This window comes from Sabulicella glaciei (genome assembly GCF_026183895.1).
GTDB classification, from domain to species: Bacteria; Pseudomonadota; Alphaproteobacteria; order Acetobacterales; family Acetobacteraceae; genus Roseococcus; species Roseococcus glaciei.
The window spans coordinates 36,644-63,415 of record NZ_JAPFQI010000022.1; the positions used below are offsets into that span (position 1 = coordinate 36,644).

Here is a 26,772-nt window from a genome sequence, read left to right on the forward strand (position 1 = left end):
CGGATCATCGCGTGCTGACGAAGGCGCGTGCCTGAGCCAGTTCCGCGCGGGTGGCATCCGCGTTGGGCGCGATCTCCAGCAGCGCGGCGTAGTGCCGGCGTGCCGTGGCGGGATCCCCTGCCTGCTCCGCCGCACGCGCGGCGCCCGCGACGGCGCGGAAGCGGCGCGGCTCGGTCTGCTGGACGGCTTCGAACTCGCGCAGCGCGTCCGCAGGGTGGCCCGTCTCCAGCAAGGCCTCTGCCAGCAACTCGCGCGCCGGCGCCAGCGGGCCCGGGGTCACCACGTGCTTGTCGGTGCGGCTTTCACGTTCCGCAGCGATGCGCAGGGCCGCAAGGCCGTCCTCGTTCCGGCCCGCCGCGAGGAGCGCGATGCCCTCGGCGGATTGGCGCTGGATATCCACCTGCTCCGCCCAGTACGCGTCGCGCGCGCGAAGCGCCTCGGCGATGTGGCGTAAGGCGTCGATGTCGGCGGCGGCTTCCGCTGGCCGGCTGGAGCGGGCCAGCCCTATGGCCCGCGCGAAATGCGTCAAGGCATTGGTGTAAGGGTACGCTCCCGCCTGGGTAGGGGCCGGCAATGCAGCGGCCTCGGGCCAAGCACCGCGCTCCAGGGCCAGCCGCGCCGGCATGGCAGCCGCGGCAAAGGCATGGGTGTTGCGCGGTGGCTGCGCCGAGCGCGCGCGGCCAGCCGACGCCAGGGCGCGCCGCGCAGCCTCGTCCTGGCCGGTCTGCAGGTAGGCGTAGACCATGTAGTCGAGTGCGTGGAACTCGCCGTCCACATCGCCCGTGGCGACGGCGCGCTCGGCCGAGCGCTGGTTGCTCTCGATCGAGCCCTCCCAGCGGCCGATCCGGGTGAAGATGTGCGAGGGCATGTGCAGCGCGTGCGCTGCGTCGGCGGCCAGCGTCGCGTAGCGCTCGGCGGCACGGACGCCACGTGCCGCGAGGGGCGGGTAGTCGTAGAGGTGGATGAGGTAATGGACGATGCCCGGATGCTCCGGCTGGCGCTCCCATTCCGCCTCCAGGATCGTCGCGCCGCGAAGCTGGTCGGCATAGGTCTTGTCGGCCGGCGAGGCGGCGACGCCCAGGAGCAGCGCGTACTGGATCGCCGCCTCGGCGTCATCGGGGAAGCGGGCGTGCAGCCGGCCCATCGCGTCGCGGAAGTCGCCAAGCCGCGCGCGGTGCTGCGTCAAATCGTCGCCCGCGAAGACCTGCGAAAGCGCATCCACGTAGGCGGCCTCCCGCTCGTTCCGCGCGCCAGCGCGCCGCGCCTCGTCCAGCAAGGTGCGGCCCCGGCGCAGATTCTCCGGGGAGGGCGGGCTGTAGGGGTTGGTCAGCAGGGACAGCGCCTCGCCCCAATAGGCCATGGTGCAGCCCGGGTCGTGTTGCCGGACCTGCTGGAAGGCCTGGCCGGCGGCCTGGTACCAGAAGGAGTGCTGCAGCTTCATCCCCTCGTCGAAGGCGGCCTGCGCCTCGGGGGAGCACTGCACGGGGAAGTGCACGCGGCCGAGCACGGCGGCGCCGCCCCCTGCATGGCCGTGATCGTGCGACTGGGCGTAGACGGCAAGCGGCGCAGCGGCGAGACCAGCGGCGAGCAGCGCGCGGGCGAAGACAGGATACGGCATGACGGCGTCCTCCGGGCCGAGGCCGCCTGGGTCGGGCCCCTGGCAGCAGGGAGGTTAATCCTGCCCTGGGCATTCATGCCAAGGAAATCTTTCCGCCTGAGCATCGATGAGGGATGGCACCCTTTAAAGTCAGGAGCAAAACCGCCTGACCTGACGCAGGCGGAGGACGGTGAGGGCGAGATGCACGTCGGCGCGGCGCTCATGACGGATGGCCAGGCGGCGGAACTGGGCGAGCCAAGCGAAGGTTCGCTCGACCTTCCACCGATGACGGCCGAGCCGCTCGCTGCTGTCGATGCCGCGCCTTGCGATGCGCGGGACGATGCCGCGGGCGCGACACTCGCGGCGGCACCGGCGATGATCATAGCCCTTGTCGGCGTGGAGTTTATGCGGTCGACAGCACGGAGGGCCCTGCCGCCCGCCGTCCGGCGGCACAGTGTCCAAGGTGGGTGGCAGCATCCGGCTGTCGTGCCGGTTGGCCCCGCTCAGCGTCAGGCCGAGCGGCGTGCCCTCGCCATCGACGACCAGGTGCCGCTTGGTGCCCGCCTTGCCGCGGCCCGTCGGATTGGGCCCCGTCTCCGCACCCCCCCTTTGGCGCGCACGGAGGCGCTGTCGAGCGACGCCCGGCTCCAGTCCAGCCGGTCGGCGTGGCGCAGCCGCTGCAGCAGCGTTCGATGCAAGGCGCGCCAGACCCCAGCCGCGTGCCATTCGACCAACCGGCGCCAGCAGGTCTTGCCACTGCAGCCCATCTCGGCGGGCACGTCGCGCCACTGGATGCCGGTGCGCAGCACGAACAGGATCCCGCCAGCGCCACCCGGTCCGGAACGCGCGGGCGTCCGCCCTGCGGCTTCGGTGGATCGGCCGGCAACAAGGGCGAAATCGCCGCCCAGAGATCGTCAGGAACAAGAAGGGCTGCCATCGCCCCTTAACGACCAAGATCAGGTTTCGTCCCCGGTTTTAAGGCCGCCGCATCGATGCCAAGCCTTATCAGGGTCCGGCCTCTCAGATGAAGGGCAGCACCGACAAGACGACCACAAGGTTCCAGAACAGCATGTTCACGAGGGTCCGAATCATCGTGCGGCTGTCAGCTTCATCCACGTGCAAGACGTCACTGACGAGGTTTCCAGGCAGCAGGAAGAGTTGCGTCGGGTTCATGGAAAGCCTCATAAGGTGTCTCGTTCGTGCATCTTATAGCGGAGCAAGCTTGTAAAGCAATATCAATCATGCATCTTATCGGCATGCGCCTCACGACCCTCACTGACTTCGCACTTCGGATGTTGATGCACCTCGCGCTGAGGCCGCAGGGACGGGTGACGATCTCCGAAGTCGCGAAGGCGTATGGCATCTCCGAGAACCACCTGATGAAAGTGGCTCAGCTGCTCGGTCAGGAAGGCTTCGTGAACACGGTACGCGGCCGGGGAGGCGGCTTGGTCCTGGCAAGATCAGCGGACCAGATCACAGTCGGGCAGGTTGTACGCCGCCTCGAACCCGACTTTGCCTTGGTGCCTTGTTTCGGTGGAGGATGCTGCGCCATCTTGCCCGCCTGCCGTCTCAAGCATGCGCTGCACACCGCCCGAGAGGCTTTCCTTGGGGTGCTGGATGACACGACGCTCGAGGCGATAGCTGAGCCCGAGGCCGAGTTGCGCGGACTGCTAGGGATAGCTCTCTGACCTTCCACGGTCCCGTTCCGCGCGATGCAGATCGCCGGATGAAAAAATCGTGATCAAGCCTGATTGCGCCTAGCGGGGCCGTCACTCCTTGCGGCGGCAGCCACGTCTGAGCGGAGAGGCTGCTGCCCTCCGACCCTCATAATGACTGAGCATGAGTTTTCACCACCTCTTCCGCGACCTCGCAGGCACGCGAAAGCGTGTCCACTGCGCGCAGCCGCGCAGAGGCCTGACGCGCTGCCCCCGCATAGCTCGGCTCCGCCAGCACTCGGCTGACCGCCTCGGCCAGCCGCTCCAGAGTGCAATCGCTCCGCGAAACGATCTCAGCCACGCCCATCGCCGCGGCCCGGGCGGCGACGCCCGCTTGATCGCGGCCCCAGGGAACCAGGACCATTGGCACGCCATGCCGCAAGCCGCGCATGACCATTTCGTGCCCTGCGTGACCAACAAGCAGGCAGGCTTTGTCCAGAACGGGGCCGTGAGGCACATAGCCGCTGATCCGCGCGTTCGGTGGGGCGGGGCCGAGTTCCTCCAGCGGATGTCCGGGCGCAAGCGTGACCAGAACCCTCACGGGCCGGTCTGCAAGCGCGGCGAGGGCGGCGCGGGCGATCGCCATCTCCCCCGACTGCGGCAGAGTGCTGAGTGTGACCAGGACCCAGGGATTTCCTGCCTCATGCAAGAACGCGGTGTCCCCTGGAGTGGGCGCTGGCGCCAGGTCGAGTGGACCGACGTAGTGGTGGTTCCGGGGCAGGTGGAGCGGCGGCGGATCATAGACGGGGTCGGTCGCGTGAAGGACGGCAGTCGCACGCTGCACCAGGGGCAGGAGCCAGTGCCGAAATGCACCTGCCCCGAGCCCGGGGAAGTCTTCCTCCCAGGGGCGGCGGGCGTCGTCGCCGAAGTAGAAGCTCGGGTTCACGAGCACCCAGGGAGAACCAAGCGCCTTGGCCAGGCGCTCGGCCAGGCCCATGCAGAACAGGCTGCTCAGCAGCAAGGCTGGGCCGAGAGGACGGAGCATTGCGAGGGCGTCGGGGAGACAGGCTTCCGCCCACGCAGCCAGTGGATCGGGCGTGTTGGCTTCGATCGTCTCCCCGCGCCCCATCATGCGCGGAAATGGAAAGGATCGTAGAATGCGGACTGACGCAGGGCCTGCGGCAGCCCCAGCATTGCCAGCCCGGTCGGTCGGGCCGCGTCGGCGACATCGCCGTCGCACAGCACGTGCACGGTGTGGCCGCGGTTCCGGAGTGCGGCCGCGAGGGCAAGAACGGGCGGCTTGTCTCCGGCGCCACGCTCGCTGACCAACGCGACAATCGCCTTGCGCTGCCCTGGGCAATCCGGATCCATGTCTGCCTCCAAGTTCACTGCGTTTGGCTTGAGGTCCGCTCTGATCCGCTCCCAATGGCGAAGCATGCTAGACTCTGCACAGACAGGACAGGGACTTTCGCATGCCCGTAAGCCTGAATGCATCCACTGGCCCAAATCTGGACCCTGCAGCTCTCGAGCCAATCCCGCTCTTGCTGAACGTGGTGGACGAGTTCACCCGCGAGCGCCTGACGATCCGGGTCGGCCGCCAGCTCAAGGCAACGGACGTCATCGACGTGCTGTCCGACCTGTTCATCCTGCGCGGCACTCCGAGCCATGTTCGTTCAGACAATGGGCCGGAGTTCGCAGCCACAGCCGTGAAGGGCTGGATCAGCGGCGTCGGCGCCAAGGCGGCGTTTATCGAGCCCGGTAGCCCTTGGGAAAATGGCTAAGTGGAGAGCTTCAACGGCAAGCTGCGCGATGAGCTGCTCAACATGGAGGTGTTCAACACGCTGGCCGAGGCCAAGATCCTCATCGAGCAATGGCGACGGCACTACAATACTGACCGGCCACACTCCTCGCTGCGCTACCGCCCACCCGCACCCGAGGCGCTCCTGACATCATGTCCGCCGTTTCCCGCAGGCCCACCCTCCTCCAACTCAGGCCAAGCCGCAGCCATGCTCCATTAAAAATTCGCCTGGACCCGCTCGTGGGGCTGGTCAGTCTTCGGCGGTTGCTCCTTGTTCACGGACTACCCCGCTCACCCACGTGAGGCGTTTTGCTGGGAGGGTCCGCCTCGGGGAGCCACCGTTGTCGCGGTGGCCCCCATGGCAATGCCCGAAGGCTCGCTGGCTGTCCTCCTAGGCCCTGCCGTTTCCTTTGTTGCCCCCCTTCCTGAAAGCGTCGGGCGTGCGATTCATTGGCGAGCTCAATGCGGAGTGGGCCGGTGAGACCCGCGATCAAGCCAGCTATGCGGCACGTGTGGTGCGGGAGGTCCACTCGCACCCCGGGCCAGTCTTTGTGCTTCTCGAAGATCCCGCCTTCTACGAAGGAGGAAGCGCGGAGGCTCTTGGCATCACATTTGAGCGGACATCCTGCCGTCCTGTGCTGAACAATCTCACGAAGGTGGTCCAGCTCTGCCGCTGGCGATGAGGTGCGGATCGGTGTCTCTGTCTTCGTGCGGTCGGATCAGGGCTCCGCACCATCTGCAACGCCTCGCGGGCCTCCGCACTATCGCCGCCCAGTACTTGCTCCAGTTCCTTAACCTTGCGCCGATTGGCCGCGGCCAGCGCCAGATGGGGCTTGGCGGGGACCTCAGTGTGGGATTTCGCCAGATCCGATAGCCGCGCCTTGATGGCCGTCCGTTCCTCCTCCAACGTTTGCATGCGATCCCGCATCTGCCGGGCGGGAGTGCCCTCAGCGACGGCATCGACGAAGCGGTCTAGGGAGAGCGTCGCCTTGCATAGGCGCCGGCGCAGCCGGCTTTCCTCGGCATCGCCTCGCGCCTTCGCGAAACCTGGGCCAGCCGGGCCTTCTCCAAAGCCACCGCGATCGCCTCGCGGCCAGAGCAGCCGTTCCTTGAAACCTGCGAGGACACGCCTCTCGAGCCCAGTTTGAGCCACCGTCTTGCCGTTCGGGTAAATCGCGGCGGCGCGCCCCGCGCAGCCGAACCGCCGCCTCGCCTGCGATACACCATTCCGGCACCCGGCCAGCGGTGCTGGTCAAACGCGCTGCGGCGACGGTTCACGGGCGACCTCAGCCTGTCCGGCAGACCTAGGCGGTCTGGCGGGCCGCCTGCTACGCTGTGCATTCGCTCCTCTCACAAGGGGGAGCGCACCGATCGGCTGACGCGATGCCTCAGGCACCGGGTTACGACCGTCGTGCTCAGAGCACAGTCATAAATCAGGGGAGGGGCCAAATTGAGCGAGGACTTTCTGGCAGGGCGCAAGAAGGGCCTGGAAGATGCGTTCTTTGCGGAGCAGGACGCGCTCCTCCGCCGCCGGCTGCGCGAGGCCGACGAGACAGGATCCCGGCGAAAAGCGCTATCGTCCGCGTCCGGCATCACCGACCACGCCACGCTTGAGAGGCTGGAAGCGCTCGGCATCACCGGCGAGACAGCGGCTGCCCTCTCCCTAATTCCGCTCGTGGCCATCGCCTGGGCGGACGGCCGGATCGAGGAACGGGAGCGGGCCGCGGCCCTGTCCGGAGCCGAGGGGCTCGGGCTGACCAAGGGCGACCCGGGCTACCAGATGTTTGAAGGATGGCTCACGAGGCAGCCGTCACCCGATCTGCTTATGTCTTGGAAGGCGTACATCGGGGCGCTGGCGCCGACGCTGGGGCAGGATGCCCGCGACGCGCTCAGAGCCGCGCTGTTGGGCCATGCTCGTGCCGTGGCGGAGGCAGCAGGCGGCTTCCTGGGACTTGGGTCCAAGATCTCGGAGGCGGAGCAGTCCGTCCTGGCCGATCTGGAGCGGGCATTCGCTGCCTCATCGCCCTGAGACACTCCAGACGATGCGAGGGTTCCGTCCCAACGTCATGAGGGAGCACCGGAGCGTCGCGCATGGCGCACCGATTGACCCTGATGGCCTGGTCTGCAACGGACTGCCCAGGGAGCACACCAATGACGGAAGCTGGGACGCCGCTGGTCGTCGCACTCGGCCGCACGCCACGCACGGAGGCGCTGTTCACCGGCGCAGTCTCGGCTCCGGCGCTGCCTCTGGAGCTGCCGGCGATCCCGAGCATCATCGGTGCCTTCCCGGCCATGGTGCGCGAGGGACGCTGGCCCGTGTAGGGGACGGGGTGCCGTTTGTCCCGGCGAGCGCCCACAGCGCGGCCGAACTTGCGGCGAATGCGGTGCTGGCTGGCGTTCAGAATGTCGGCAAGTCAGCCATGCGATCAAATCTGCTTAGGGCTCTGCAGCACCTTCCCGACCACGGATAGATTCCGCGAACGCGAAACTGTCGCATCGGCCCTGGCCTCTCGGTCGCATTCCAGGGCCGCTTGCGGCAGGAGCGGCGCCCCGAGCGAGATGGGGTGCCCACCGGCGCTCCTTCGTGGTTATTAGAACATTCGTACACACCTCCGAGGGCACACGAGTGACGGACGCACCAGGTGCCGCGAGGCCAGAGACTGGCTTTCTGGACGGAGGTGGCGAGACCGGCGCCCTGATCGCGGCCCGCGACTGGTCACGCACGAGCCTAGGCCCGACCGAAACCTGGCTGCAGAGCCTCAAGACGGCTACGGCCCTCCTGCTGCGCTCGCCGGTGCCCATGGTGATGCTGTGGGGCGAGCACGGCGTCATGCTCTACAATGATGCTTACTCCGTGTTCGCAGGGGCGCGACATCCGGAGCTTCTGGGCTCCAATCTGCGGGAAGGTTGGCCGGAAGTCGCCGATTTCCACGACCATGTGATGAATGCGGTCCTGGCGGGCGGAACGCTTGCCTACAAGGACCAGGAGCTCACCCTCCATCGCCATGGATACCCCGAGCAGGTCTGGATGGACCTAGCCTACTCGCCAGTGCTCGACGAGAGTGGCCGGCCGGCCGGTGTGCTAGCGGTCGTGACCGAGACAACTGAGCGCGTGTGCGCCGAACGCGAGCTGCACAAGGAGCGCGACCGCAGCCGGCGCGTCCTCGACGGCATGGCGGAAGGCTTCGTGCTGCTCGACTACGAGTTCCGCGTGCTCGACATCAATGCCGAAGGTATGCGCCTGGAGCATCGCCCGCGCGATGAGATCATCGGGCGGGTGCACTGGGAAGTCTGGCCAGGCACGGAGGACAGCGAACTCGGACGGCTCTACAAGCGGGCCATGGTCGAAAGGGCGTCCGTCAGTCTCGTGCACCGGTACGAGTGGGAAGACGACGGCCGCTCGAGCTGGATCGATGTGCGGGCTTACCCGGTCGCGGACGGTCTCGCGATCTTCTACCGCGATGTTTCCGAGGCCAAGCGGGCCGAGGACCGCCTGCGCGCGAGCGAGGAACAGCTGCGCGGCGTGATCGAAGGCGCGCGCGATCATGCCATCCTCACCACCGACCTCGAGCGGCGGATCACGAGCTGGTCCGCAGGGGCCGAAGCCACCTTCGGCTACACCGCCGATGAGGTTCTAGGCCAGGTATCCGACATCCTATTCACCCGCGAGGACCGGGAGGTAGACCGGCCGGAATGGGAGGTCGCCACAGCCGAGCGCGAGGGTTCTGCGCCAGACGTGCGCTGGCACCTTCGCAAGGATGGCACCCTGGTCTTCGTGAATGGGTCGGTGCGCCCGATCCACGACGGCCAGGGCCGGACCACCGGCTTCCTGAAGATTGGGCGGGATGAGACGGAACGTCAGCAGGCCGAGGCAGCCCTGAAGGTGAGCGAGGAGCGCTTCCGCTTTGCGCTTGAGGCGGCGGGAGGAATTGGGACCTGGGACTGGGATGTGGCGGCCGACCGTGTCTATGCGAGCCCACACTTCGCCGAGATGTATGGTCTTGATCCCAGGGCAGCGAATGAAGGCCGTCCCATGGCCGATTACGTCGCGGGCGTCCATGCGGACGACCGGGACAGGGTGGGCCGATTGATGAAGGAAGCCGTGCAGACCGGCGGCGACTATCGTGCCGAGTACCGCACTCTGGGTCGCGATGACGGGATGCGCTGGGTCGTTGCGCGCGGACGCTGTCTCTCTGACGAGGACGCCCGTGCCACCCGCTTCTCTGGCGTTACCTTCGACATCACCGACCGCAAGCGTGCCGAGATCGAGCTGGCTGAAACCTCGCGCCGACTGGACGCGATCCTCGCCAACACCCGCGAGGCGGTGTTTCTGATGGATCACCAGCAGCAATGCGTCTACGCCAACGCGGCGGCCGCGAAGCTGACGGGCTACCGCTTCGAGGACATGCGGGGCCGTCCGCTGCACGACGTGGTCCATCACAAGCGTCCCGACGGCTCCCATTACCCCCTCGAGGAGTGCCCCATCGACCGCGCCTTCCCAGAGCGGGCGCAGATGTCAGGCGAGGAGCTGTTCGTCGCGCCGGACGGGTCCTTCTACCCGGTGGCCTTCACGGCAAGCCCCGTCCTGGACGACGAGGGAGAGCCAGTCGGTACCGTGATCGAGGTGCGCAGCATCGCCGATGAGAAGGAGCGCGAAGCTGACCGTCGGTCCGCCTACGAGCGCCTTGCCGAGGAGACGCGCACGCTGGAAACCCTCAATCAGACCGGGGCGGCCCTTGCAGGGGAACTGGATCTTGAGCGTGTCATACAGATGGTCGCCGATGCTGGGGTCGAGCTGACCGGTGCTGCCTTCGGCGCGTTCTTCCGCAACGTGCTCGGTGAGGCGGGCGAGAGCTACATGCTCTACACGCTCTCGGGCGTGGAAAGGGCTGCCTTCGAGGGTTTCCCGATGCCGCGGGCGACGGCGGTGTTCCGGCCGACCTTCCAGGGAGAGGGCGTGATCCGGTCCGAAGATATCCTGGCCGATGTGCGATACGGCAAGAATGAGCCGCACCACGGCATGCCAAAAGGCCACTTGCCGGTCCGGAGCTACCTGGCCGTGCCGGTGACCTCCCGTTCAGGAGAGGTGGTCGGTGGCTTGTTCTTCGGCCACCCGGAGCCGGGCCGCTTCACCGAACGCCACGAGCGGCTCATGCTCGGCCTGGCCGGGCAGGCAGCGATCGCAACCGACAACGCGCGCCTGTTCCAGGCCGCACAGCGCGAGATCAAGGAGCGCCGTCGCGCGGAGGAGCAGCTGCGCGAGCTGAACGACACGCTTGAGCGGCGGGTCGAGGAGGAGGTGACGGAGCGCGCCAAGACGGAGGAAGCCCTGCGCCAGTCCCAAAAGATGGAGGCCGTGGGGCAGCTCACAGGCGGCATCGCCCACGACTTCAACAACCTCCTCACCGGCATCATCGGTTCACTCGACATGATGCAACGGCGCATTGCCAAGGGCGAGACGGACATCATCGAGCGGTACACCACGATCGCGATCACGTCGGCTAACCGGGCGGCCGCGCTCACGCACCGCTTGCTGGCCTTCTCACGCCGCCAGCCGCTCGACCCCAAGCCCGTCAGCGCCAACCGGCTTGTCACCGGCATGGAGGAACTCCTTCGCCGCACCATCGGGGAAGCGATCCGGCTGGAGATGGTCACGGCCGGTGGCCTCTGGCAGACGCTCTGCGATCCGCACCAGCTTGAGAGTGCGATCCTGAACCTCGCCATCAATGCGCGTGATGCCATGCCCGGTGGCGGGACGCTCACCATCGAGACATGCAACGCGCATCTCGACACTGCCTACGCCGCGAAGAGCCGCGAGGTGAAGCCTGGCCAGTACATCTGCATTTGCGTGACGGACACCGGATCCGGCATGAGCCCGGACGTGATCGCCAAGGCCTTCGACCCGTTTTTCACAACCAAGCCGATCGGCATGGGCACGGGGCTGGGCCTGTCGATGATTTATGGTTTCGCGCGACAGTCGGAAGGCTATGCGAAGATCTACTCCGAAGTGGGACAGGGCACGACAGTCAAGCTGTATCTGCCGCGCTACTACGGCGAGGGCGAGGATGCCGGTGAAGGACCGGGCGAGGTGCTGGAGGCCCATAGCGCTCAAATGGGCGAGGTGGTGGCTGTTGTCGAAGACGAGACGGCGGTGCGCGACCTCGTCGTCGACGTGCTGCAGGAGCTTGGATACCGGGTCGTCGAGGCAGTCGACGGGCCATCTGGTCTCAAGCTTCTGCAGTCCGATATGCATGTCGACCTGCTCGTGACCGATGTCGGCCTTCCCGGCCTGAACGGGCGCCAGCTTGCCGATTACGCACGGCAGCACCGCCCTGGCCTGAAGGTGCTGTTCATGACGGGCTACGCTGAGAACGCCACCATCGCGAACGGCTTCCTGGAGCCCGGCATGCAGATGATCACGAAGCCGTTTGCCATTGAGGCGCTCGCCACGCGCATCCGCGACATGATTGAGCAAGGGGGACCTGCAGCTTTTTAGGATACCTGTGCGCGGAAGGTGACCCTAGACCGGAAAACTGGTCCAGCCATTGTGAGAGTTTTTCGGGCAGGATTGCTGACCTGACCGGAGGCTGGATGATGCGAAAGAGCCGCTACACCGAGGAGCAGATTGGCTTCGCCCTGAAGCAGGCGGAGCTGGGCACGGCGGTGGCCGAGGTCTGCCGCAAGATGGGCGTGTCGGAGGCGACGTTTTTCCGCTGGAAGCAGAAGTTCGGCGGCCTCGGCCCGTCGGAGCTGCGCAAGCTCCGGCAGCTCGAGGAGGAGAACACGAAGCTCAAAAAGCTCGTGCCCGACCTCAGCTTGGACAAGGCCATACTCCAAGAGGTTCTGGCAAAAAAGCCCTGACGCCTGGTCGTCGTCGCGAATTGGTCCAGCACGTGCAGGACCGGTTCGGGGTGAGCGAACGGCGTGGCTGCGCGGCGCTGCGGTTTCACTGCTCCTCGCAGCGATACCGAGCCACCCGCGGCGACCAGGCGCCCCTGAGGTTGCGGATCCGCGAGATCGCCGCGGTGCGCGTCCGCTATGGCTATCCGCGCATCCACATCCTGCTGCGGCGCGAGGGCTGGGCCGTGAACAGGAAGCGGGTCTACCGGCTGTATCGCCTGGCAGGCCTGAGCCTGCGGCGCAAGCGTCCGCGGCGTCATGTGTCCGCGGCCCGACGAGGGGAGCGCGAGGTTGCGGCCAAGCCGAACCAGCAGTGGTCGATGGACTTCGTCTCCGACGCGCTGTTCGACGGACGCCGGATCCGCGCCCTGACGCTGGTGGACAACTTCACGCGCTAGGCGTTGGCGATCGTGTTGGACGGGGGCATCCGCGGCGAGCACGTGGTGGAGGCCGTGGAGGCGATTGCCGCCTGCCGTGGTGCGCCAGATGTCATCCGCGTGGACAATGGCCCTGAGTTCGTGGCCACGGCTGTGCGGGGCTGGATCAGTGGCGTGGGCGCCAAGACGGCGTTCATCGAGCCAGGCAGCCCCTGGGAAAACGGCTATGTGGAGAGCTTCAACGCCAGGCTGCGCGACGAGCTGCTGAATGCGGAGGTATTCCACACACTGACCGAGGCGAAGGTTCTGATCGAGCAGTGGCGACACCACTACAACACTGTCCGGCCGCACTCGGCGCTGGGCTACCGGCCACCCGCACCACAAGTGCTCCTGCTGCCATGGCCGCCGCCCTCGAATGCACCATTTGGCTCAGGCTCGGCGACAGCCATGCTCCACTGAAAATTTGCTTGGCCCTCCTCGTGGGGGCTGGTCAACCTCTCCTCTGCTTCGGGTTCGGAGAGGAGGTCGGCCGCGACCTTCAGGAAGAAGCCTGGACTGCGGCCGCACCTGAACTTCAGTCGCCGAGGTATGCCACCGGAATGACGGTGGCCCGATTTTGCAATAGAAGTCTGGAAAGGCAGTCGCGGGCGCGTCCTGTTTACGGTGCCACGAGAACGTTGCGCCTCCGATTTGTTCGAGCCTAGCATGATTTGGCATAGGTATCCGTGACCGGAGCCGAGACGGGCTTGGCGCAGAGCGATGCCTGCTGAGGGCGAAAGGCGCCGGCGCGATGAGTGAGGACACAGGAAAAGGTGGGAACCTCGTCAAAGATCTGATCGCCGGCCTCGTAGGCGCCGTGGCCAGCGTCCCTTCAGGGCTCGCCACCGCATCCCTGGCCGGGGTGAACCCCATCGCCGGCATCTACACGAGCATCTTTGCTCCATCCGCGGGCGGCCTCCTGGTGTCTGCCCAGCGGATGTTCATCTCGGCCACCGCGGCCTCGGCCCTTGCGGCTGGGCAAGCAATCAGCGGTGTTCCCGATGAGCAGCGCATGGATGCAATCGCTCTCGTGACGGTCGCGACTGGTGCCTTCCTGGCTTTGTTCTGGCTACTGGGCGCCGCCCGGCTGATGAAGTACGTCTCCCACGCCGTCATGACCGGCTTCCTGATCGGCGTGGCCTGCGTCGTCATCATGGATCAGACCATCCCATTCGCGGGCTATGACCCGCCCGAGGGGAATACGCTCTTTCAGTTCTGGAGCCTTTTGACCAATCTGGGCGACGTTCACCTGCGGACGGTGATCGTGGGGGCGGTGGCCTTCGCGCTGGCACTCATTCTCGCGCGCACGCGTCTCGCCACCTTTGCCTCGATCATCACCATGATCGTCCCCGCTCTTCTGGTCCTGTGGCTGGGCTGGTCAGAGGTCCGGGTGGTGGCGGATGCCGGGGGGATGGAAGGGGGGTTTCCCCTTCCGGGGATTCCTGCCTTGTCGCTGATCACCCCGGATCTCATCCTGAGCGCCTTTTCCGTGGCCGCGATCATCGCCATCCAAGGCGCCGGGGTCAGCCAAAGCCTCACCAACATCGACGGCAAGCCCATCAGCGTGGGCCGGGACCTCCTGGCGCAGGGGGCGGGCAATCTCGCCGCTGGCGCATTCGGAGGGATCCCTGCCGGCGGCTCAGTCGGGCAGACCGCGCTCAATATGTCCGTGGGCGCGCAGACACGCTGGGCGAGTGTGGCCTGCGGCGTCTTCCTGCTGCTGATCCTGCTGTTCTTTTCGAGGCCGGTGGGCTTCGTGCCGATGACGGCGCTCGCGGTCCTGATGATCATCGCTGGGATTGGGGCCATCGATGTGGACGATGCCCGCGCGATCTGGGCAGTGGGCTGGACGCCACGGATCGCGGCCTTTGTCACTTTCCTCGCAGGCATCGTCTTCTCGCTGACCATCGCGATCCTGGTTGGGATTGTCCTTTCCACGGTGCTCGCGGTGGTGCGAGCCGGCAACGACGTCCGGCTGCGCCAGCTGCGACGCGAAAAGAGCGGCGCAATGGTGGAGACGGACGTTCCTACCAAGCTGGGCCATCGCCATGCCGTGATGGTCATCAATGTCTACGGCAGCCTGTTCTTTGCCGGCGCGCGCACGCTGGCCAGGTTGCTTCCCGCGCCGGAGGGCGCCGATCGCCCGGTGGTCATCCTGCGCCTGCGCGGGCACAGCCACGTCGGTGCGACGCTGGTGGAGGTGCTCAAGGAATACGCGGGCCGGCTGAAGGCTGCGGGCGGCCGCCTTTACCTCACGGGCCTCGATCCCGCGATCATGGAGCCGCTCATCCGGGTGTGCCGGCTCTCGGAGGACAAGGAGGTGGCCCTCTACGCGGCCACGGACCGCCTTGGGGCCTCGACCCGCGAGGCCATGGAGGATGCCAAGGTGTGGCGGTACGACGGGGATGGACCACCCGCCGAGGAGGTCGGCGGCGGCAAAGCGGCAAGCGCCACGGGAGACCAGCGGACCCAATCTTGAATGCGGTCAGTCCTGCGGCATGGCGCGGCCCCGGGCTGCATCCCATGTGTCGCTCCGGTCCTGGTAGCAGGAGGGGCAGGATGACTTTTGACGCATGGCAGCCCGCTCTGGACCGGCTCGTCGAATTGGGCCGGAAGCGGGGCTACATCACTGTCGCCGAACTGCGCGATGCGTTGCCTTGCACCGAGATGCCTTCGGAGAAGGTGAGCGCTGTCATGGTGATGCTGTCGGAGATGGGGGTGAACATCGACGCAAGGGCCCGGCCCGAGGATGGCGCAGCGGGCGCCGAGAGCCCCGGTGGGCCGCTTGGCCCTCGGCCTTTGCAATCGGGTGCGGAGGCGCCCTTTGACAGCGGGAGGAACCGATGACTTCCGATGCGTGGGGCCCGGATCTGGACCGGCTCGCCGCCCTTGGCCGGGCGCGAGAGTCCCGATGATGGTGTTTCTGAACGCAGAGTCGGCCGCCTTGCGGCGCCTCATGGTGGCCGGCAAGAAGCGGGGATACGTCACCGTTGGCGAGCTGAACGCCACGCTGCCGAGCGGCGTGGCTCACCCGGAGCTGATCGAGGACACCCTGGCATGGTTCGCGGATGAGGGCATCAAGGTCGTCGAGAAGGGCGACGGGCCGGAGGACGGCGAGGCGGCCCCCAACGGCCCACGCGGACCGCTGAGCCCCGCTCCCTTGCAATGCGGGGCGGAAGCTCAGCTGAACTCAGAGGCTAATCCAGCCCTCGATACTGATAGAATTCTTCCGGCGACATGACGTCGAGCTGCTTCTTGGCACCGGCCTTGATGTAGCCGACGGAGGCCGCGTAGGCCTCCCAATCGGCCATCAGTTCCTTGAACTTGGCAGGCTCCTGCTCCGCCCGATTGTTCATCTCACGCGGGTCGTCGCGCAGATTGTAGAGCTGCCAGTCATTCTCCCCATAGGGCGGCGGGACGAAGATCAGCTTCCAGTCGCCCTTTCGGACGGTGCGGCATTCAAACATCTCGAAGCCCAGGGCGTCGAACGGCCCCCGAACCGGCGTGTGGGTGGCGCCCGTGAGGTAGGGCTTCCACGACCGGCCATAGATCGGAGCCAGGGGCTTGCCGTCGCGCTCCTCGGGGCGCTTCACGCCCACGAAGTCGAGGATGGTGGGCACGAGGTCCGAGACATGCAGCAGCTGCGAGGTGTCGATGCCGTCACGTCCGATGCCGGGCCCTGCCAGGATCAGCGGAACCTGCGTGCCGCCTTCGTATGTCGTGGTCTTGAAGTAGGAGAGCGGTGTGTTGGTGACCTCGGCCCAGCCCCCGCCCAGGGAGATGAATGAGCCGATCCGTCCCATGTTCTCGAGGCTGTTGTCGAAGTCGCGCTCGATCTGCTCCTCGGTGTTGGGCGGGTAGAAATGTGGCTCCTTGGGGTTCGCCCCGTTGTCCGAGAAGAAGAGGATCAGGGTGTTCTCGTGCTTGCCCTGCTGCTTGAGCAGGTCGAATACACGGCCGATGTTGTGGTCGATGTTCTCGACCATGGCCGCATAGATCTCCATCTTGCGCACCTGCTCGGCCTTTTCCTGCGGGTCCAGGTCATCCCAAGCGGGAAACAAGCCGCTGCCTGGATTGGGCGGCAGCCCCTCCGGCTCGAGGCCCAGCTCCTTCATCCGGGCCAGCCGGCGGTCGCGGATGGCGTCGTAGCCGCCGTCATAGGCGCCCCGGTATTTGTCGAGCCAGGCGTCGGGCACCTGCAGTGGGTCGTGGGGCGCGGTGAAGGCGAGATAGGCAAAGAAAGGCGCGTCGTCCTCCTGCTCGGACAGGTAAGCGATCATCTTGTCGGCGTAGAAATCGGACGAGAAGAAGCCCTCGGGAAGCTCCTCCGTGACGTCTCGGCCGTCTTCGTCGTAGCGGCTGTGTGTGGCCTCCGCGGCACTCAGGGGCCGAGCGTCATGGAAGTGGCTGACACCGCCCGCCAGGAACGAGAAGACCCGTTCGAAGCCCCGATCTTCCGGCCGGTAGCCGGGCAGTTCGCCCAAGTGCCACTTGCCGGACATGTAGGTGCGGAAGCCTTCGGCTTTCAGGATCTCCGCGAGGGTCAGCGCGCGGTGGTTGAGCGGTCCTTCGTAGCCAGGCTGCAGATATTGGTTCGTTGAATGGAAGGGCGGCATGGTGCCCAGGCCTGCCTGGTGGTTGTCCACGCCGGTCAGAAGCATGGCGCGCGTAGGAGCGCAGAGCGAGGAGACGTGGAAGTTGCGGAACCGCGTGCCTTGTTCCGCCAGGGCCTGGAGGACCGGCGTGCGGATCTCGCCGCCATAGGGCTCGATGTCGGAGAAGCCCATGTCGTCCACGACAATCAGGAGGATGTTGGGCCGCTTCAGCGGCTCAAGGTGGACTGTCATCGTCCACTCCCATCCAACCGAACCTCGACCCTTCGGCTTTCCAGGTCTCCCATCCCGGCCGTCGGTCCACGATTGACGCGCCGCAGGCGGTTTGCCGGCACGCCCTCGGCCACCAGGAAGTCGTAGACGACGCGGGCCCGAAGGCGGGCCAACAGGCTGTTCGCCTCGTCGGTGCCGCGCGGGGAGGTGTAACCCAAGATGCGTAGCCGCGCGGAGGGGCGTTCCTTGGCCAGCTCTGCCAGTTCGCGCAGTGCCTCCTTTGCCGGGTTGTCGATGTCGGCCGACCATGAGGAAAAGAAGACTGGGAGCGCCGATCGGCCTGTCGGCGCCGAAAGGGCAGGGGTGGCGGCGGCAGCCACGGGTACCGTGGGCGCGGCGGTCAGAGCGGTCGCTACGGCGGCGGTGGGTGCCTCTTCGGTGGGGGCGCAGGCAACCAGGGCGGTGACGGCAAGCATGGCGAGGGCGGAGGCGGGGTGCACGGCGGCGTCTCTCCCAGGGCGCAGGAACTGTAGTCAGTTCTCAACATGTCGTTCATGAAGGTCCGTTCAGGATCACCCCTGCCTGTGACGAGGCAAAGCCCAGCCAAACCCCGGCTTTGCCGAAGTGTTCATCGGCCATGGAGATCAGTGCCTTCAATCCAGTCCACCTCTCCTGGGTGGAGACCCTGGTGCGGATTGGGGCGGCCTTGTTTCTGTCCCTTGCGCTGGGCGTCGAGCGCTTCGTGCACAAAAAGCCGATCGACTTCCGCCCCTTTGTCATCATCGCGCTGGGGGCCTGCGTCCTGATGATGGGCATCGTCGAACTGGCCTACCGGACCGACGACCCGCAGCTTTCCGTCGACCCGGCCAAGGTGGTGAGCGGCATCCTGACGGGCATCGGCTTCATCGCGGCCGGTGCTCTGTTCCGGGAGAAGCATGTGGTCCACGGCGCAGGATCCGCGGCCTCCATCCTGGGGGCCGGCGCGATTGGGATCACCTGTGGCATGGGCTTTCTCTGGCTCGGCGGGCTTTTCAGCCTCAGCGTGGTCCTGGTCCTGATCCTCAGCCGGCCCTTCACCGACGAATACGCCGCTCGTGCAGCCACAGAGGAGAGCGACAAGGACCGGTAAAGTGACCGATACAGTCCCGCAGCGCACACGCTGGCTCCGGTCTTGGCACTGTTTCTTGCTCCTGAGCGACGGCTCTCTTTTAAGTAAGACTACGTATTTCCTGTGGACCGCGCGCAAGGGCCGGCCTTATGGCCAAGACAGGAACTCCGAGACCTCTCAATGAACCTGAACAGGACCGCCGCCAGCCCCAAGGTGCTGGTGGTCGAGGACGATTACACGCTCGCCAGCGCACTCGCGCGGTCGCTTGAAGCGGCCGGTGTGAGGGTCGTAGGCCCCGTTGGGACGCTCTCCGCCGCGCTGCGGATGCTGGAGCGCGAGGAGGGGATCGCTGCCGCGGTCCTGGACGTGGATCTCCACGGCGAGTTGGTGTTTCCGGTGGCCTCCATCCTGTGGCGCAGGCGCCTTCCCTTTGTGTTCGCGGGCGCCTTCCGTCGCGCTGGCGTTCCCTTGGCTTTCCGGGCGGTCCCGTGGCTGCCCAAGCCCGTGCCTTTGGATCAAGCGCTGCACCTGCTGGGGCTGGACGAACACCTTTCCGTTCCGGCAGAGGCCGTGGTCGAGGAAGAGCTTCTCGCAGCTTGATCGGCGGCGAGGTTTGTCGAGGCGGGGCGGCCGCAACGGTATGGCCGAACCGGTATTGCCTTGCTGCGGCCTTCCTGGGCCAAGACCCGCGAAGGCCGCACCACGGCACCGTCGCCCGGAGGGTCAACTCATGGCAATGGCCGACCGCCTCGACCGCTTTGCTCCCTACGCGCTCGCGGCGCTGCGCATCGCGGCCGCGTCCATTTTCATCTTGCACGGCACGCAGAAGCTGTTCGGCTTTCCTGCCCCGCCTGGCAGCGGACTGCCCGAAGTCTTCTCCCTGTTCTGGATTGGGGCCGTGATGGAGTTCGCGGGCGGCCTGCTTGTTCTCGTTGGCCTGTTCACGCGTCCGGTGGCGTTCCTGCTGTCCGGTGAGATGGCAGTGGCCTACTGGATGTTCCACGCGCCCCGGAACTACTACCCCCTGCTCAATGGGGGCGATGCCGCCATCCTCTACTGCTTCGTCTTCCTGCTCCTCGTCTTCACAGGCCCCGGCGCTTGGAGCTTCGATGAAGCATGGGGGCGGAGGGCGGACGACGGACGAAAATCGTCTCTAGGCTGAGGTCCGGCGATGCGCGACGGAGCTTTTTTCACGGATCGCACCCGCGCGCTTCTGGTCGTTCTGTTGGCTGCCATTCTGATCTTCGTGGCCTGGCAGTTGTCAAACGTGCTGCTGCTCGGCTTTGGCGGCGTGCTCGTGGCCGTGCTGCTGCGCAATCTGGCCGTAGGGCTGTCGCGGTGGACGCGGCTGCCGGCCGGTGCCGCCCTGGCCGTTGTGGTCATCGCATCCATCGGCCTCGGCGTGGCCTTCGCGGTCTCGGTAGGTCCCCGGGTCGCCGAGCAGTTCGGCGAACTGTGGCGCACCCTGCCGGGGGCGCTGGCTCAGTTCCGGGCTTTTCTTGAACGCTTCGATTGGGGACGCGAGTTAGTCGAGGCGGGCACGGGCCCCCGGCCCGCCACCTTGCTCAGCCTGGCCACGGGCTTGGTCGGCACGGTCTTCAACGCTCTTTCGGACCTGCTGCTCGTGTTGGTGGTGGCGCTTTTCCTTGCCGCCGACCCCGGTTCCTACCGCAATGGACTGCTGCGTCTCGTGCCGCCCGCCCGGCGTGCGCGAGCGGCGGAGGTACTTGAGGCGATGGGCACCGGGCTCTGGCGATGGATCCTGGGACAGTCGATCGCCATGCTCATTGCTGCGGTCGCCACGGCCGCCGGGTTGATGCTTCTGGGCATACCTCTGGCGCTGGCGCTCGGCATCCTGGCGGGCCTGCTGAACTTCGTGCCTTACCTTGGTCCTATCCTGGCCGGCGTGCCTGCCGTGCTGGTGGCCTTCGCCCAAGGGCCGACCGAGGCGCTCCAAACACTGGTCCTTGTTGTCGTGATCCAAAGCCTCGAGGGCTACGTCGTGACGCCCATGTTGCAGCGACGGGCCGTTGCCATCCCGCCGGCGCTGGGCATCCTCGCCATCGTCGGCCTTGGTGTCCTGTTCGGCACTTATGGCGTCCTCTTCGCGACCCCGCTTCTGCTGGTGGCGATGATCCTGATCCGGATGCTCTACGTCGAGGACGCGCTGGGCGATCAGGATGGTGGTGGGGAGCCTGAACGGGACACCGGCAACCGCCCATGATGCCCCCCGTTCAATGGCCAGGTCGTCGGGAGGCGCCGTGCGATGATGGGTCAACGCAACAGTTTCCCGATCGCGGGGATCATTGCCCTTGCGGCGAGCCTCGTGATCCTCGCCATCGTGGTCAAGCGAAGCGGCCAATGGAGGCGAGATGCCTTGGAGGCGGCCGACGCTCATGACGGTCCGACGCGGCACTTCAACGACATCCGCCCGGCGGGCCCGGAGGCGATGCGCTCGCCGCCCCGCGAGCCTTGGGATGAGGTGGACGAAGCTTCCGACGGCTCGTTCCCCGCGAGCGATCCACCCAGCCACTCTCCCATGAGAGCCTGAGCGGCAGGGCAGCGAAAGGCCTTACTCGAGCTTGATGCGGACGCTCTGCACTCCGTCCTTGACCGAGACCTCCAGGACCTGCGGCTCGCTTGGATACGGGATGACGCTGATGCTGCCGTTGCGCTCAAGATAGGCCCGCCTGATTCTTGAACGATCTGTGTGCTTGGCGTTGATTCGCAGGGCTTCGTCGAGGTCCGCGGAGGTGATCTTGGCCCCCCGCATGGCTTCCTCCCGGACCTGTCCGTCCTTGATCAGGAGTTGCGGCTCGCCCTTGAAGACCGAGCCGATGCTCGTGTGCAGGGCCACGAAGGCAAGAACCCAGTGCACCGCCACGAGAGCGGCGGCGGCCAGAACCGTGGGCAGGAAGGGTGCCGATCCGTTGATGGCGCGGCTGAGGATGGAGCCGAGCATGATAGCGACGATGACGTCGAAGGCTGTCGCTTGGCTGAGGAAGCGCTTGCTGGCGATGCGGATCAGCAGCAGAGCGAGGCCGTAGATCAGAACGGTCCGGAGCATCATCTGGCCCGAACTGACGTCCTCGATGCTGCGGTCCAGCCCCAGGAGCCAGTCCGCCGCCTCCTGGATGGCCTGGATCAGAGGCCCTATGGAATCGAGCACGTGGTCTCCTTTCTAGGCGGCGTTGCGCCCAAGGAAAGCGACGTAGCGGTCCATCCAGCCTTGCAGGAAGCCTCGGCTGCCCTCGCCGATGCTGCCATCGGCATCAAACAGCCCTTCCTTGGCCTGCAGGAAGACTTCGGGCTGCCCGAGCGTCGGCATGTCGAGATAGGCGAGGATGTTGCGCAGATGCTGCTGCGCCATCGACGTGCCGGGCGCGCCCGGGGAGATGCCCATCACGCCTGCGGGCTTTCCCGCCCAGACGCTCTGCCCATAAGGCCGCGATCCGTGGTCGAGAGCATTCTTCAAGACGCCAGGGATTGAGCGGTTGTATTCGGGTGTGACGAAAACCACGCCCTGCGTCGTGGCCACCTGCTCTTTCAGGCGGACGACCTGGGGCGCCGGGTTGGCGTCGTCGTCCTGGTTGTAGAGCGGCAGGTCGCCTATCTCGACGCGTTGAAAACTGACCTCTGCCGGAGCCAGCTTCACAAGCGCGCCGGCGAGCTTGGCGTTCAGCGACTCCTTGCGGAGCGATCCGACAAGCAAAGCCACGGTGTAGCGAGTCATTCGGCTTCTCCCTTCTTCCAATGCTTGCCCCGATCCAAGTGAGTGGACCGAATAAACGCAGAGTTTTCGCATTCATCGTGCATTGAATTTCGTTGGACCGCTTCACGGCGGAGCCCTAATTCTACTTGTGGCAGCGTCTCTGGCTCGGGTGGCGTCCCAGTCTGGAGACGACCACCGATGACTTACCAAGCGACCAGGAGGAAGTCATGGAAAACGCGACCGCAAGGACCTTGATGACATCGGATGTCGTGGTTGTTCCGCCGGATGCGTCGATCCTGAGGATCGCATCTCTGCTGCGGCAGCACAGGATCTCGGCGGTGCCGGTCGTCGACCAGCAGGGCGCCCTGATCGGGATCGTCACGGAGGCCGACCTTATGCGTCGCCTCGTCGCCATGGCCGAGAAGCCGCGCTCCTGGTTCAAGTCCCTATTCGCCGATCCGTCTGAAGAGGCGGATCGCTATGCCCGGGCGCACGGCTTCGTGGCCGAGGAGGTCATGACGACGGACCTCGTGACCGTCGCGCCGGAGACTCCGGTGGCCGAGATCGCCGCATTGATGGAGCAGCGACACGTCCGCCGGGTGTTGGTGGTCGAGGCGGGGCGCTTGTGCGGCATCGTCAGCCGTGCCGATCTGCTTCAAGCCCTCGACGAACCGAGAGCTGAGGCATCTGAGACGTCCGACGAGCGCATCAAGCGCGCCGTTGTTGCGGCGATGCAGCGCGAATCCTGGGCCTACAGCCCCTACACGGATGCCACCGTTGACGCGGGCGTGGTCACTTTCCACGGCTTCTCGCGAGACCCAGCGGTCCAGCGCGGGCTTCGGGTTCTGGCCTGGGGCGTCCCCGGCGTGAAGGAGGTGGTGGACAAGACCGCAGTGATGCCGCCCGAGTTGCTCTATCAGGCGCTCTGACGTCGCTTGGCGCGTCGGGCGCCGGCCTTTGAAGCTTTCGGGCGAGGCGATCTGGTCTCGCGCGTCTTGCTCGGTTCCCCTGTTTGGGGGGCTCCCGCCTGCGACAAGAGGGCCGCATGCCGCAAGCCTGCAAAGGCTGTCTCCATCAAGTCGCGATCCCCGCCGCTCTCGGCGTACACAGCATAGGCCGGGTAAATGAACTCTGGCGCGCCCCGCACAAGCTTGAGCTGGCCATCCGCCAGGAATGATCGGACTGCGCCGAGGCGGAAGTAGCCCGATCCGCCTGCTTGGAGGATGTAGGTCAGTGCCAAGGGGCCAAGGCCGACATGGAGGCCCGGCTCAGCCCTGTCGGGAAACGCCATGCCGTGCCGCACCGCGAATTCCGGCCCCCAATCCACATAGACGTAGTTATCGTCATCACTCTTGGCTCCCCGTCCGGGTGTCCGCACCAGGACGAGCCGTTCCTCCGCCACGAGTTCGATCTTCAGGCCGGCGCGGTAGCGCGGCGCATAGACCACGGCCAGATCAAGGATTCCTCCTGCGACCTGGTTGGCCAGGTCGTCTGCGAGGCCGACGCTCACACGCAGGGCGACATCGGGTGCGGAGCGGCGCATCCATAGCAGCCACTCCCGCAGAAACGGCTCCCACAGGCTCAGCTCCCCTCCGACCGCCAGCATGGCGCGCCGGCCCGGCGGTACGGCGACTTCATGACGCGCCCGCTCCCAGAGCTGGATCATTTGCGGCGCATGGCGAAGGAACTGCTCGCCGGCCGAGGTCAGCACCGCGCCAGCCTTGTTTCGGACGAAAAGCGGCCGGCGGAGTTGCTCCTCGAGTGAGCGGATCCGCGCGCTGACCGTTGTCTGCGCCACGTGCAGGCGCTCCGAGGCGCCCACGAAGCTTCCGGACGCAACGATGGCGAGAAAGGTGCGGGCGAGTTCGGTGTCCATGGGGGCATCCTCGCACGGTTGAATGCAAAATTCCTGCTTGGATTGCTCAACACAACTCGCGGGATCTCCGCTCCGCCGCGGATCCAGCCTTCTTGGATCGGGTCCGTCCAAGGGAGGCAGGGGCTTCGCTGACGTGTTTCGGACACCTGCGAGCTTTGGCTTCGGCAGCGGCTGCTCGCCGTCGAACCAGCTTAAGCAGCCTTCGGATAGGTCAGCATGCCATCGTGGGGCACCGCAGCAGGGGTCATCTTCGCCACCTCGATCCTGCCTTGGCCCATCAGGTGCAGCACTGTCCGGCCACTGACCAGAAGGTAGTCCGCGATGATCCGACGGTGGCAGCGCCACCAGACGGCTTCCGAACACATGATGGCGCAGGGCGCCTCCACGCTGAGGTCTATCAGTTGCAGGAGGCCCCGGTAGAACTCCTTCGACATCGCGTAATCAGCGTAGTTGTGGAAGCTCTGATTCTCCCAGAAGCCATTCACCTCCGGCGCCACGTCCTTCACGCGGCTACGACGGCCACCGAGTTCGGGAATGATGAAATGTCGGATCTGCCGTTCGGCTAGGGTATCCGGCAAAGTGTCGAGATTGTACTGAGGGTTCGTGCGCGAACGCGGGATGCTCCGCACATCCACCAACCGCTGCACATTGCCGGCCTTGAGCAGATCGACGAACTCCTCGATCGAACGCGTGGAATGGCCGACCGTGTAGACGGGATGGGTATCATCATTCCGGCCCATAGCGCCAAGTCTCCTTGTTGCTCGCCTCTGTCAGGACTGACCAACGTGGTAGCTGGCCGGCCAGTTCGACCCAGCTTGCATGACCACTTCCCCGTGGTCCTGCTGGCGCTTGCTAAGACGTGCTCGCTGGCGGCGATCCTTCCGGCTGCCTTCCCCGGGCTGTGGCCAGTTCCCGCCGCAGGGCTCGCACCTCCTCGTAGCGGCGCGTCACATCTCGCAGGATGGCGGCCATGCCCTCCATCCGCCCGTCGGGCCCGTGCAGCGGCACGATGGTGAATTCCACCGAGATGCGGCTTCCATCCCCTCGCAGCGCTGGAACAGCAAGCAACGCGCCCGCGCCGTAGCGGCTCTCGCCCGACTCCATGACCTGTTGGAACCCGGTCCAGTGCCGGAGCCGCTGCGGCTCGGGGATGATGATGTCGAGCGACTGGGCCAGCGCCTCGGCAGCGGGGATGCCAAAAATGCGCTCGGCGCCCGGGTTCCAGAAGCGGATGGTGCCGCGCTGGTCGGAAACGATAATGGCGTCCGCTGCGGTATCGAGGAGCGCCCGACCGACCCGGTCCAGTTCCGAAGAACTCATTTCCCCACCGCACATGGCGTTTTCTCCTTTGTCGCTGGCGAGGTGACGGGCCTGGCGCAATCCGTGCCGCGTTCCGTGACGATCAGATCCATCGGTACGTCGTGTGGCTGTGGATAGATCGTACCCAGGCGTGACATCTCGAAACCGACACCGATCGCGAACGGCTTCGGTGTCATGTCGGCTAGGGTCCGGTCGTAATAGCCGCCGCCATAGCCGAGCCGGTGGCCGCAGCCATCGAACCCGACCAGCGGCACCAGCAAGACGTCCGGGAGAAGGATTTCTCCCCGGGCGGGGACAGGAATACCCCACAGGTCGGGCACCATGGTCGCGCCCGGTTGCCATTCCCGAAAAATGACCGGCCGCCCTCGCTCCACGACCACCGGCAGCGCCAGGCGGATGCACCGGCGGTGCAGCATGCGCACCAGGGGCCGCGGGTCGAACTCGCCCTTGAAAGGCCAATAAAAGCCAAGGACGCGGGGTGCGCTCTCGGTCGCCGCGATCATGAGGCTGAGCAAGTGGTCGGTGATGATGCCATCCCGGGCCTCTCGCAGATCTCGCGGCACCAGGGGCCTTCGAGAGATGAGGCGCTCCCGCTCCGCTCGTCGCCAGGTGCGCACGTCCTCCCAGCATGGCATGGCCCCGTCTATAGCTCCTCTCGCAGTGCGGCACAGCGCCTGCGGAGGAAATGCTCCAGGCTTGCCAACACGTCCTGGAGGTCGCGTCGCAGGCTCCGATCTTCGATGCGCGGCAATGCCTTGCGCAGATCAAGGGCCAGCTTGCGAAGCGTCTCGCGGGAGGGGTCCACCCCTATGGCTGCCAATTGCGCCGGCGATGCGGCTTTCGCATCTTTGCCGCTGATCTGCGCGATGTGACGGTGCAGCATGCTGCCGAGCCAAGCGCGCTCAAGAGGGGTGCGCGCCCACCGCACTGCGAGGAGGTTCTCAAGCAACACCAGGATCTCAGCGCGCGTCAGGGGACCGAGGAAAGAAGGCGAGAGTTCGCGCAGGAAGCAGGGCGGCGAACTGCAGGAGACGAGGGGGATGTCGGGGTCGTCTTCGCGCGAGGCCGCTTCCTCGCGCGCGTGATATCCATTCATGGGCTTTTTTCCGCTCGTGTTGTCACCATGACGACGACCGACAATCGCGGGGCAAGAACTGCGGAAGCTGCAGCTGAGGAATTTTGCCGGTTTCTGTGCGTATCGCCGACAAGCTGGCACCCGCTGAAAGGCGCCGCGGTGCTGCTGCAAGGATGCGATCGGTCTGTTGTCGCCATTGGTCCTATCCCAAGCGACAAACCTCGTTTGACAGAAAATATAAGGCAAACGAAAATCAATGCAGAGTCAGTGCAAGATTTTTGCGCTGATTATGGCGGAGGGGAATTTTCGCTTCCAGCTCAGGCGTTTTCTTCCCGGAGCGTCCCCCGCACAAAGGGAGCGTGTCCAAGCGGTTATGAGAGTTCCCCAGGGATCGCAGAGCCCCGGGCTTCGCCTTCATCCTCGCTGCAGGCACGCTTCCCGCGCGCACCTCGATGGAGGCGGCTTTCACAACGGCCCGGCGGGATGGAT

At 66.0% G+C, this 26,772-nt stretch carries 25 protein-coding genes and 3 pseudogenes; 14 read left to right on the forward strand and 14 right to left on the reverse strand.

Annotated elements, in window-relative coordinates; genetic code table 11:
* Positions 1-4: 4 nt before the first annotated feature.
* The 3 genes and pseudogenes from OF850_RS19645 to OF850_RS19655 form a co-directional block, all read right to left on the reverse strand.
* Positions 5-1,618 (reverse strand): hypothetical protein, encoded by a 1,614-nt coding sequence (locus tag OF850_RS19645; protein ID WP_301592033.1) that lies wholly within the window; start codon positions 1,616-1,618, stop codon positions 5-7.
* A 129-nt stretch (positions 1,619-1,747) separates the two neighbouring features.
* Positions 1,748-2,534: pseudogene (locus OF850_RS19650) on the reverse strand (IS5 family transposase).
* Between the two features lie 83 nt (positions 2,535-2,617).
* Positions 2,618-2,770: a hypothetical protein gene (locus OF850_RS19655; protein WP_301592034.1), complete on the reverse strand. Its 153-nt coding sequence runs from the start codon at positions 2,768-2,770 to the stop codon at positions 2,618-2,620.
* A gap of 68 nt (positions 2,771-2,838) precedes the next feature.
* On the opposite strand from OF850_RS19655, the gene OF850_RS19660 reads away from it, so the two are divergent.
* Complete coding sequence (locus OF850_RS19660) at positions 2,839-3,285, forward strand: Rrf2 family transcriptional regulator (protein ID WP_301592035.1); 447 nt, start codon at positions 2,839-2,841, stop codon at positions 3,283-3,285.
* 136 nt (positions 3,286-3,421) lie between these two features.
* Here the strand turns inward: OF850_RS19660 and OF850_RS19665 are convergent, their stop codons facing one another.
* Positions 3,422-4,249, reverse strand: coding sequence for a glycosyltransferase (locus OF850_RS19665; protein ID WP_301592036.1), 828 nt, complete (start codon positions 4,247-4,249; stop codon positions 3,422-3,424).
* Between the two features lie 131 nt (positions 4,250-4,380).
* Positions 4,381-4,623, reverse strand: a complete 243-nt coding sequence (locus OF850_RS19670) for a hypothetical protein (RefSeq protein WP_301592037.1) — start codon at positions 4,621-4,623, stop codon at positions 4,381-4,383.
* Positions 4,624-4,793: 170 nt separating this feature from the next.
* Between OF850_RS19670 and OF850_RS19675 the strand changes: the two are divergent.
* From OF850_RS19675 to OF850_RS19710, 8 genes and pseudogenes are all read left to right on the forward strand, one after another.
* Positions 4,794-5,270, forward strand: a pseudogene (locus OF850_RS19675) (integrase core domain-containing protein); the annotation flags it as partial.
* Between the two features lie 1,230 nt (positions 5,271-6,500).
* Complete coding sequence (locus OF850_RS19680; protein ID WP_301592038.1) at positions 6,501-7,079, forward strand: hypothetical protein; 579 nt, start codon at positions 6,501-6,503, stop codon at positions 7,077-7,079.
* A gap of 122 nt (positions 7,080-7,201) precedes the next feature.
* Positions 7,202-7,372 carry a hypothetical protein gene (locus OF850_RS19685; RefSeq protein WP_301592039.1) on the forward strand — a complete coding sequence of 57 codons (171 nt, stop codon included), beginning with the start codon at positions 7,202-7,204 and terminating at the stop codon, positions 7,370-7,372.
* A gap of 304 nt (positions 7,373-7,676) precedes the next feature.
* A complete protein-coding gene (locus tag OF850_RS19690) occupies positions 7,677-11,546 on the forward strand; it encodes a PAS domain-containing hybrid sensor histidine kinase/response regulator (protein WP_301592040.1) in 3,870 nt (1,289 codons plus the stop codon).
* A gap of 98 nt (positions 11,547-11,644) precedes the next feature.
* Positions 11,645-12,786, forward strand: a pseudogene (locus OF850_RS19695) (IS3 family transposase).
* A gap of 331 nt (positions 12,787-13,117) precedes the next feature.
* Complete coding sequence (locus tag OF850_RS19700; RefSeq protein ID WP_301592041.1) at positions 13,118-14,845, forward strand: SulP family inorganic anion transporter; 1,728 nt, start codon at positions 13,118-13,120, stop codon at positions 14,843-14,845.
* 80 nt (positions 14,846-14,925) lie between these two features.
* Positions 14,926-15,213 carry an RNA polymerase sigma factor region1.1 domain-containing protein gene (locus OF850_RS19705; protein WP_301592042.1) on the forward strand — a complete coding sequence of 96 codons (288 nt, stop codon included), beginning with the start codon at positions 14,926-14,928 and terminating at the stop codon, positions 15,211-15,213.
* Positions 15,214-15,277: 64 nt separating this feature from the next.
* On the forward strand, positions 15,278-15,607 hold the full coding sequence (locus tag OF850_RS19710; RefSeq protein ID WP_301592043.1) for an RNA polymerase sigma factor region1.1 domain-containing protein: 330 nt from the start codon (positions 15,278-15,280) through the stop codon (positions 15,605-15,607).
* Here OF850_RS19710 and OF850_RS19715 read toward each other — a convergent pair.
* Both OF850_RS19715 and OF850_RS19720 read right to left on the reverse strand, forming a co-directional pair.
* The gene (locus OF850_RS19715; protein ID WP_301592044.1) at positions 15,564-17,213 is read right to left on the reverse strand and encodes an arylsulfatase; all 1,650 of its coding nucleotides are present in this window, start codon (positions 17,211-17,213) and stop codon (positions 15,564-15,566) included. The genes OF850_RS19710 and OF850_RS19715 overlap by 44 nt on opposite strands.
* The gene (locus OF850_RS19720) at positions 17,210-17,692 is read right to left on the reverse strand and encodes an OmpA family protein (protein WP_301592045.1); all 483 of its coding nucleotides are present in this window, start codon (positions 17,690-17,692) and stop codon (positions 17,210-17,212) included. Before OF850_RS19720 ends, OF850_RS19715 begins: the two co-directional genes overlap by 4 nt.
* Before the next feature lie 137 nt (positions 17,693-17,829).
* Here OF850_RS19720 and OF850_RS19725 point away from each other — a divergent pair, with 137 nt between their 5' ends.
* The 4 genes from OF850_RS19725 to OF850_RS19740 all read left to right on the forward strand — a co-directional run bounded on the left by OF850_RS19725 (position 17,830) and on the right by OF850_RS19740 (position 20,524).
* Entirely contained in the window at positions 17,830-18,321 is a 492-nt protein-coding gene (locus OF850_RS19725) for an MgtC/SapB family protein (protein WP_301592046.1), read from the forward strand.
* 159 nt (positions 18,322-18,480) lie between these two features.
* A complete protein-coding gene (locus OF850_RS19730; RefSeq protein WP_301592047.1) occupies positions 18,481-18,900 on the forward strand; it encodes a response regulator in 420 nt (139 codons plus the stop codon).
* Between the two features lie 136 nt (positions 18,901-19,036).
* Positions 19,037-19,462, forward strand: a complete 426-nt coding sequence (locus tag OF850_RS19735; RefSeq protein WP_301592048.1) for a DoxX family protein — start codon at positions 19,037-19,039, stop codon at positions 19,460-19,462.
* A 9-nt stretch (positions 19,463-19,471) separates the two neighbouring features.
* Entirely contained in the window at positions 19,472-20,524 is a 1,053-nt protein-coding gene (locus OF850_RS19740; RefSeq protein ID WP_301592049.1) for an AI-2E family transporter, read from the forward strand.
* A 348-nt stretch (positions 20,525-20,872) separates the two neighbouring features.
* Here the strand turns inward: OF850_RS19740 and OF850_RS19745 are convergent, their stop codons facing one another.
* Both OF850_RS19745 and OF850_RS19750 read right to left on the reverse strand, forming a co-directional pair.
* On the reverse strand, positions 20,873-21,469 hold the full coding sequence (locus tag OF850_RS19745) for a DUF421 domain-containing protein (RefSeq protein ID WP_301592050.1): 597 nt from the start codon (positions 21,467-21,469) through the stop codon (positions 20,873-20,875).
* Between the two features lie 12 nt (positions 21,470-21,481).
* Positions 21,482-22,033 carry an NADPH-dependent FMN reductase gene (locus OF850_RS19750; RefSeq protein WP_301592051.1) on the reverse strand — a complete coding sequence of 184 codons (552 nt, stop codon included), beginning with the start codon at positions 22,031-22,033 and terminating at the stop codon, positions 21,482-21,484.
* A gap of 206 nt (positions 22,034-22,239) precedes the next feature.
* On the opposite strand from OF850_RS19750, the gene OF850_RS19755 reads away from it, so the two are divergent.
* Positions 22,240-22,941, forward strand: a complete 702-nt coding sequence (locus OF850_RS19755; RefSeq protein WP_301592052.1) for a CBS domain-containing protein — start codon at positions 22,240-22,242, stop codon at positions 22,939-22,941.
* Here the strand turns inward: OF850_RS19755 and OF850_RS19760 are convergent.
* The 5 genes from OF850_RS19760 to OF850_RS19780 all read right to left on the reverse strand — a co-directional run bounded on the left by OF850_RS19760 (position 22,929) and on the right by OF850_RS19780 (position 26,454).
* Positions 22,929-23,888 carry a LysR family transcriptional regulator gene (locus tag OF850_RS19760; protein ID WP_301592053.1) on the reverse strand — a complete coding sequence of 320 codons (960 nt, stop codon included), beginning with the start codon at positions 23,886-23,888 and terminating at the stop codon, positions 22,929-22,931. The two genes, OF850_RS19755 and OF850_RS19760, sit on opposite strands and share 13 nt — an antisense overlap.
* 191 nt (positions 23,889-24,079) lie before the next feature.
* Positions 24,080-24,628, reverse strand: a complete 549-nt coding sequence (locus OF850_RS19765) for a DUF488 domain-containing protein (protein ID WP_301592054.1) — start codon at positions 24,626-24,628, stop codon at positions 24,080-24,082.
* A 112-nt stretch (positions 24,629-24,740) separates the two neighbouring features.
* The gene (locus OF850_RS19770) at positions 24,741-25,208 is read right to left on the reverse strand and encodes a PAS domain S-box protein (protein ID WP_301592055.1); all 468 of its coding nucleotides are present in this window, start codon (positions 25,206-25,208) and stop codon (positions 24,741-24,743) included.
* Positions 25,205-25,843 (reverse strand): 5-formyltetrahydrofolate cyclo-ligase, encoded by a 639-nt coding sequence (locus OF850_RS19775; protein WP_301592056.1) that lies wholly within the window; start codon positions 25,841-25,843, stop codon positions 25,205-25,207. The genes OF850_RS19770 and OF850_RS19775 overlap by 4 nt, the downstream gene beginning before the upstream one ends.
* 8 nt (positions 25,844-25,851) lie before the next feature.
* Positions 25,852-26,454: a hypothetical protein gene (locus OF850_RS19780; protein ID WP_301592057.1), complete on the reverse strand. Its 603-nt coding sequence runs from the start codon at positions 26,452-26,454 to the stop codon at positions 25,852-25,854.
* Between the last annotated feature and the right edge of the window lie 318 nt (positions 26,455-26,772).

Bases quoted from the DNA above. Each gene is read 5' to 3' on its own strand.
- OF850_RS19685 (WP_301592039.1), top strand. From the start codon at position 7,202: ATGACGGAAGCTGGGACGCCGCTGGTCGTCGCACTCGGCCGCACGCCA.
- OF850_RS19740 (WP_301592049.1), top strand. From the start codon at position 19,472: ATGCGCGACGGAGCTTTTTTCACGGATCGCACCCGCGCGCTTCTGGTC.
- OF850_RS19755 (WP_301592052.1), top strand. From the start codon at position 22,240: ATGGAAAACGCGACCGCAAGGACCTTGATGACATCGGATGTCGTGGTT.
- OF850_RS19700 (WP_301592041.1), top strand. From the start codon at position 13,118: ATGAGTGAGGACACAGGAAAAGGTGGGAACCTCGTCAAAGATCTGATC.
- OF850_RS19775 (WP_301592056.1), bottom strand. From the start codon at position 25,843: ATGCCATGCTGGGAGGACGTGCGCACCTGGCGACGAGCGGAGCGGGAG.
- OF850_RS19670 (WP_301592037.1), bottom strand. From the start codon at position 4,623: ATGGATCCGGATTGCCCAGGGCAGCGCAAGGCGATTGTCGCGTTGGTC.
- OF850_RS19665 (WP_301592036.1), bottom strand. From the start codon at position 4,249: ATGGGCCTGGCCGAGCGCCTGGCCAAGGCGCTTGGTTCTCCCTGGGTG.
- OF850_RS19760 (WP_301592053.1), bottom strand. From the start codon at position 23,888: ATGGACACCGAACTCGCCCGCACCTTTCTCGCCATCGTTGCGTCCGGA.
- OF850_RS19730 (WP_301592047.1), top strand. From the start codon at position 18,481: ATGAACCTGAACAGGACCGCCGCCAGCCCCAAGGTGCTGGTGGTCGAG.
- OF850_RS19715 (WP_301592044.1), bottom strand. From the start codon at position 17,213: ATGACAGTCCACCTTGAGCCGCTGAAGCGGCCCAACATCCTCCTGATT.
- OF850_RS19725 (WP_301592046.1), top strand. From the start codon at position 17,830: ATGGAGATCAGTGCCTTCAATCCAGTCCACCTCTCCTGGGTGGAGACC.
- OF850_RS19710 (WP_301592043.1), top strand. From the start codon at position 15,278: ATGATGGTGTTTCTGAACGCAGAGTCGGCCGCCTTGCGGCGCCTCATG.
- OF850_RS19660 (WP_301592035.1), top strand. From the start codon at position 2,839: ATGCATCTTATCGGCATGCGCCTCACGACCCTCACTGACTTCGCACTT.
- OF850_RS19705 (WP_301592042.1), top strand. From the start codon at position 14,926: ATGACTTTTGACGCATGGCAGCCCGCTCTGGACCGGCTCGTCGAATTG.
- OF850_RS19750 (WP_301592051.1), bottom strand. From the start codon at position 22,033: ATGACTCGCTACACCGTGGCTTTGCTTGTCGGATCGCTCCGCAAGGAG.
- OF850_RS19770 (WP_301592055.1), bottom strand. From the start codon at position 25,208: ATGAGTTCTTCGGAACTGGACCGGGTCGGTCGGGCGCTCCTCGATACC.
- OF850_RS19655 (WP_301592034.1), bottom strand. From the start codon at position 2,770: ATGAACCCGACGCAACTCTTCCTGCTGCCTGGAAACCTCGTCAGTGAC.
- OF850_RS19765 (WP_301592054.1), bottom strand. From the start codon at position 24,628: ATGGGCCGGAATGATGATACCCATCCCGTCTACACGGTCGGCCATTCC.
- OF850_RS19735 (WP_301592048.1), top strand. From the start codon at position 19,037: ATGGCCGACCGCCTCGACCGCTTTGCTCCCTACGCGCTCGCGGCGCTG.
- OF850_RS19645 (WP_301592033.1), bottom strand. From the start codon at position 1,618: ATGCCGTATCCTGTCTTCGCCCGCGCGCTGCTCGCCGCTGGTCTCGCC.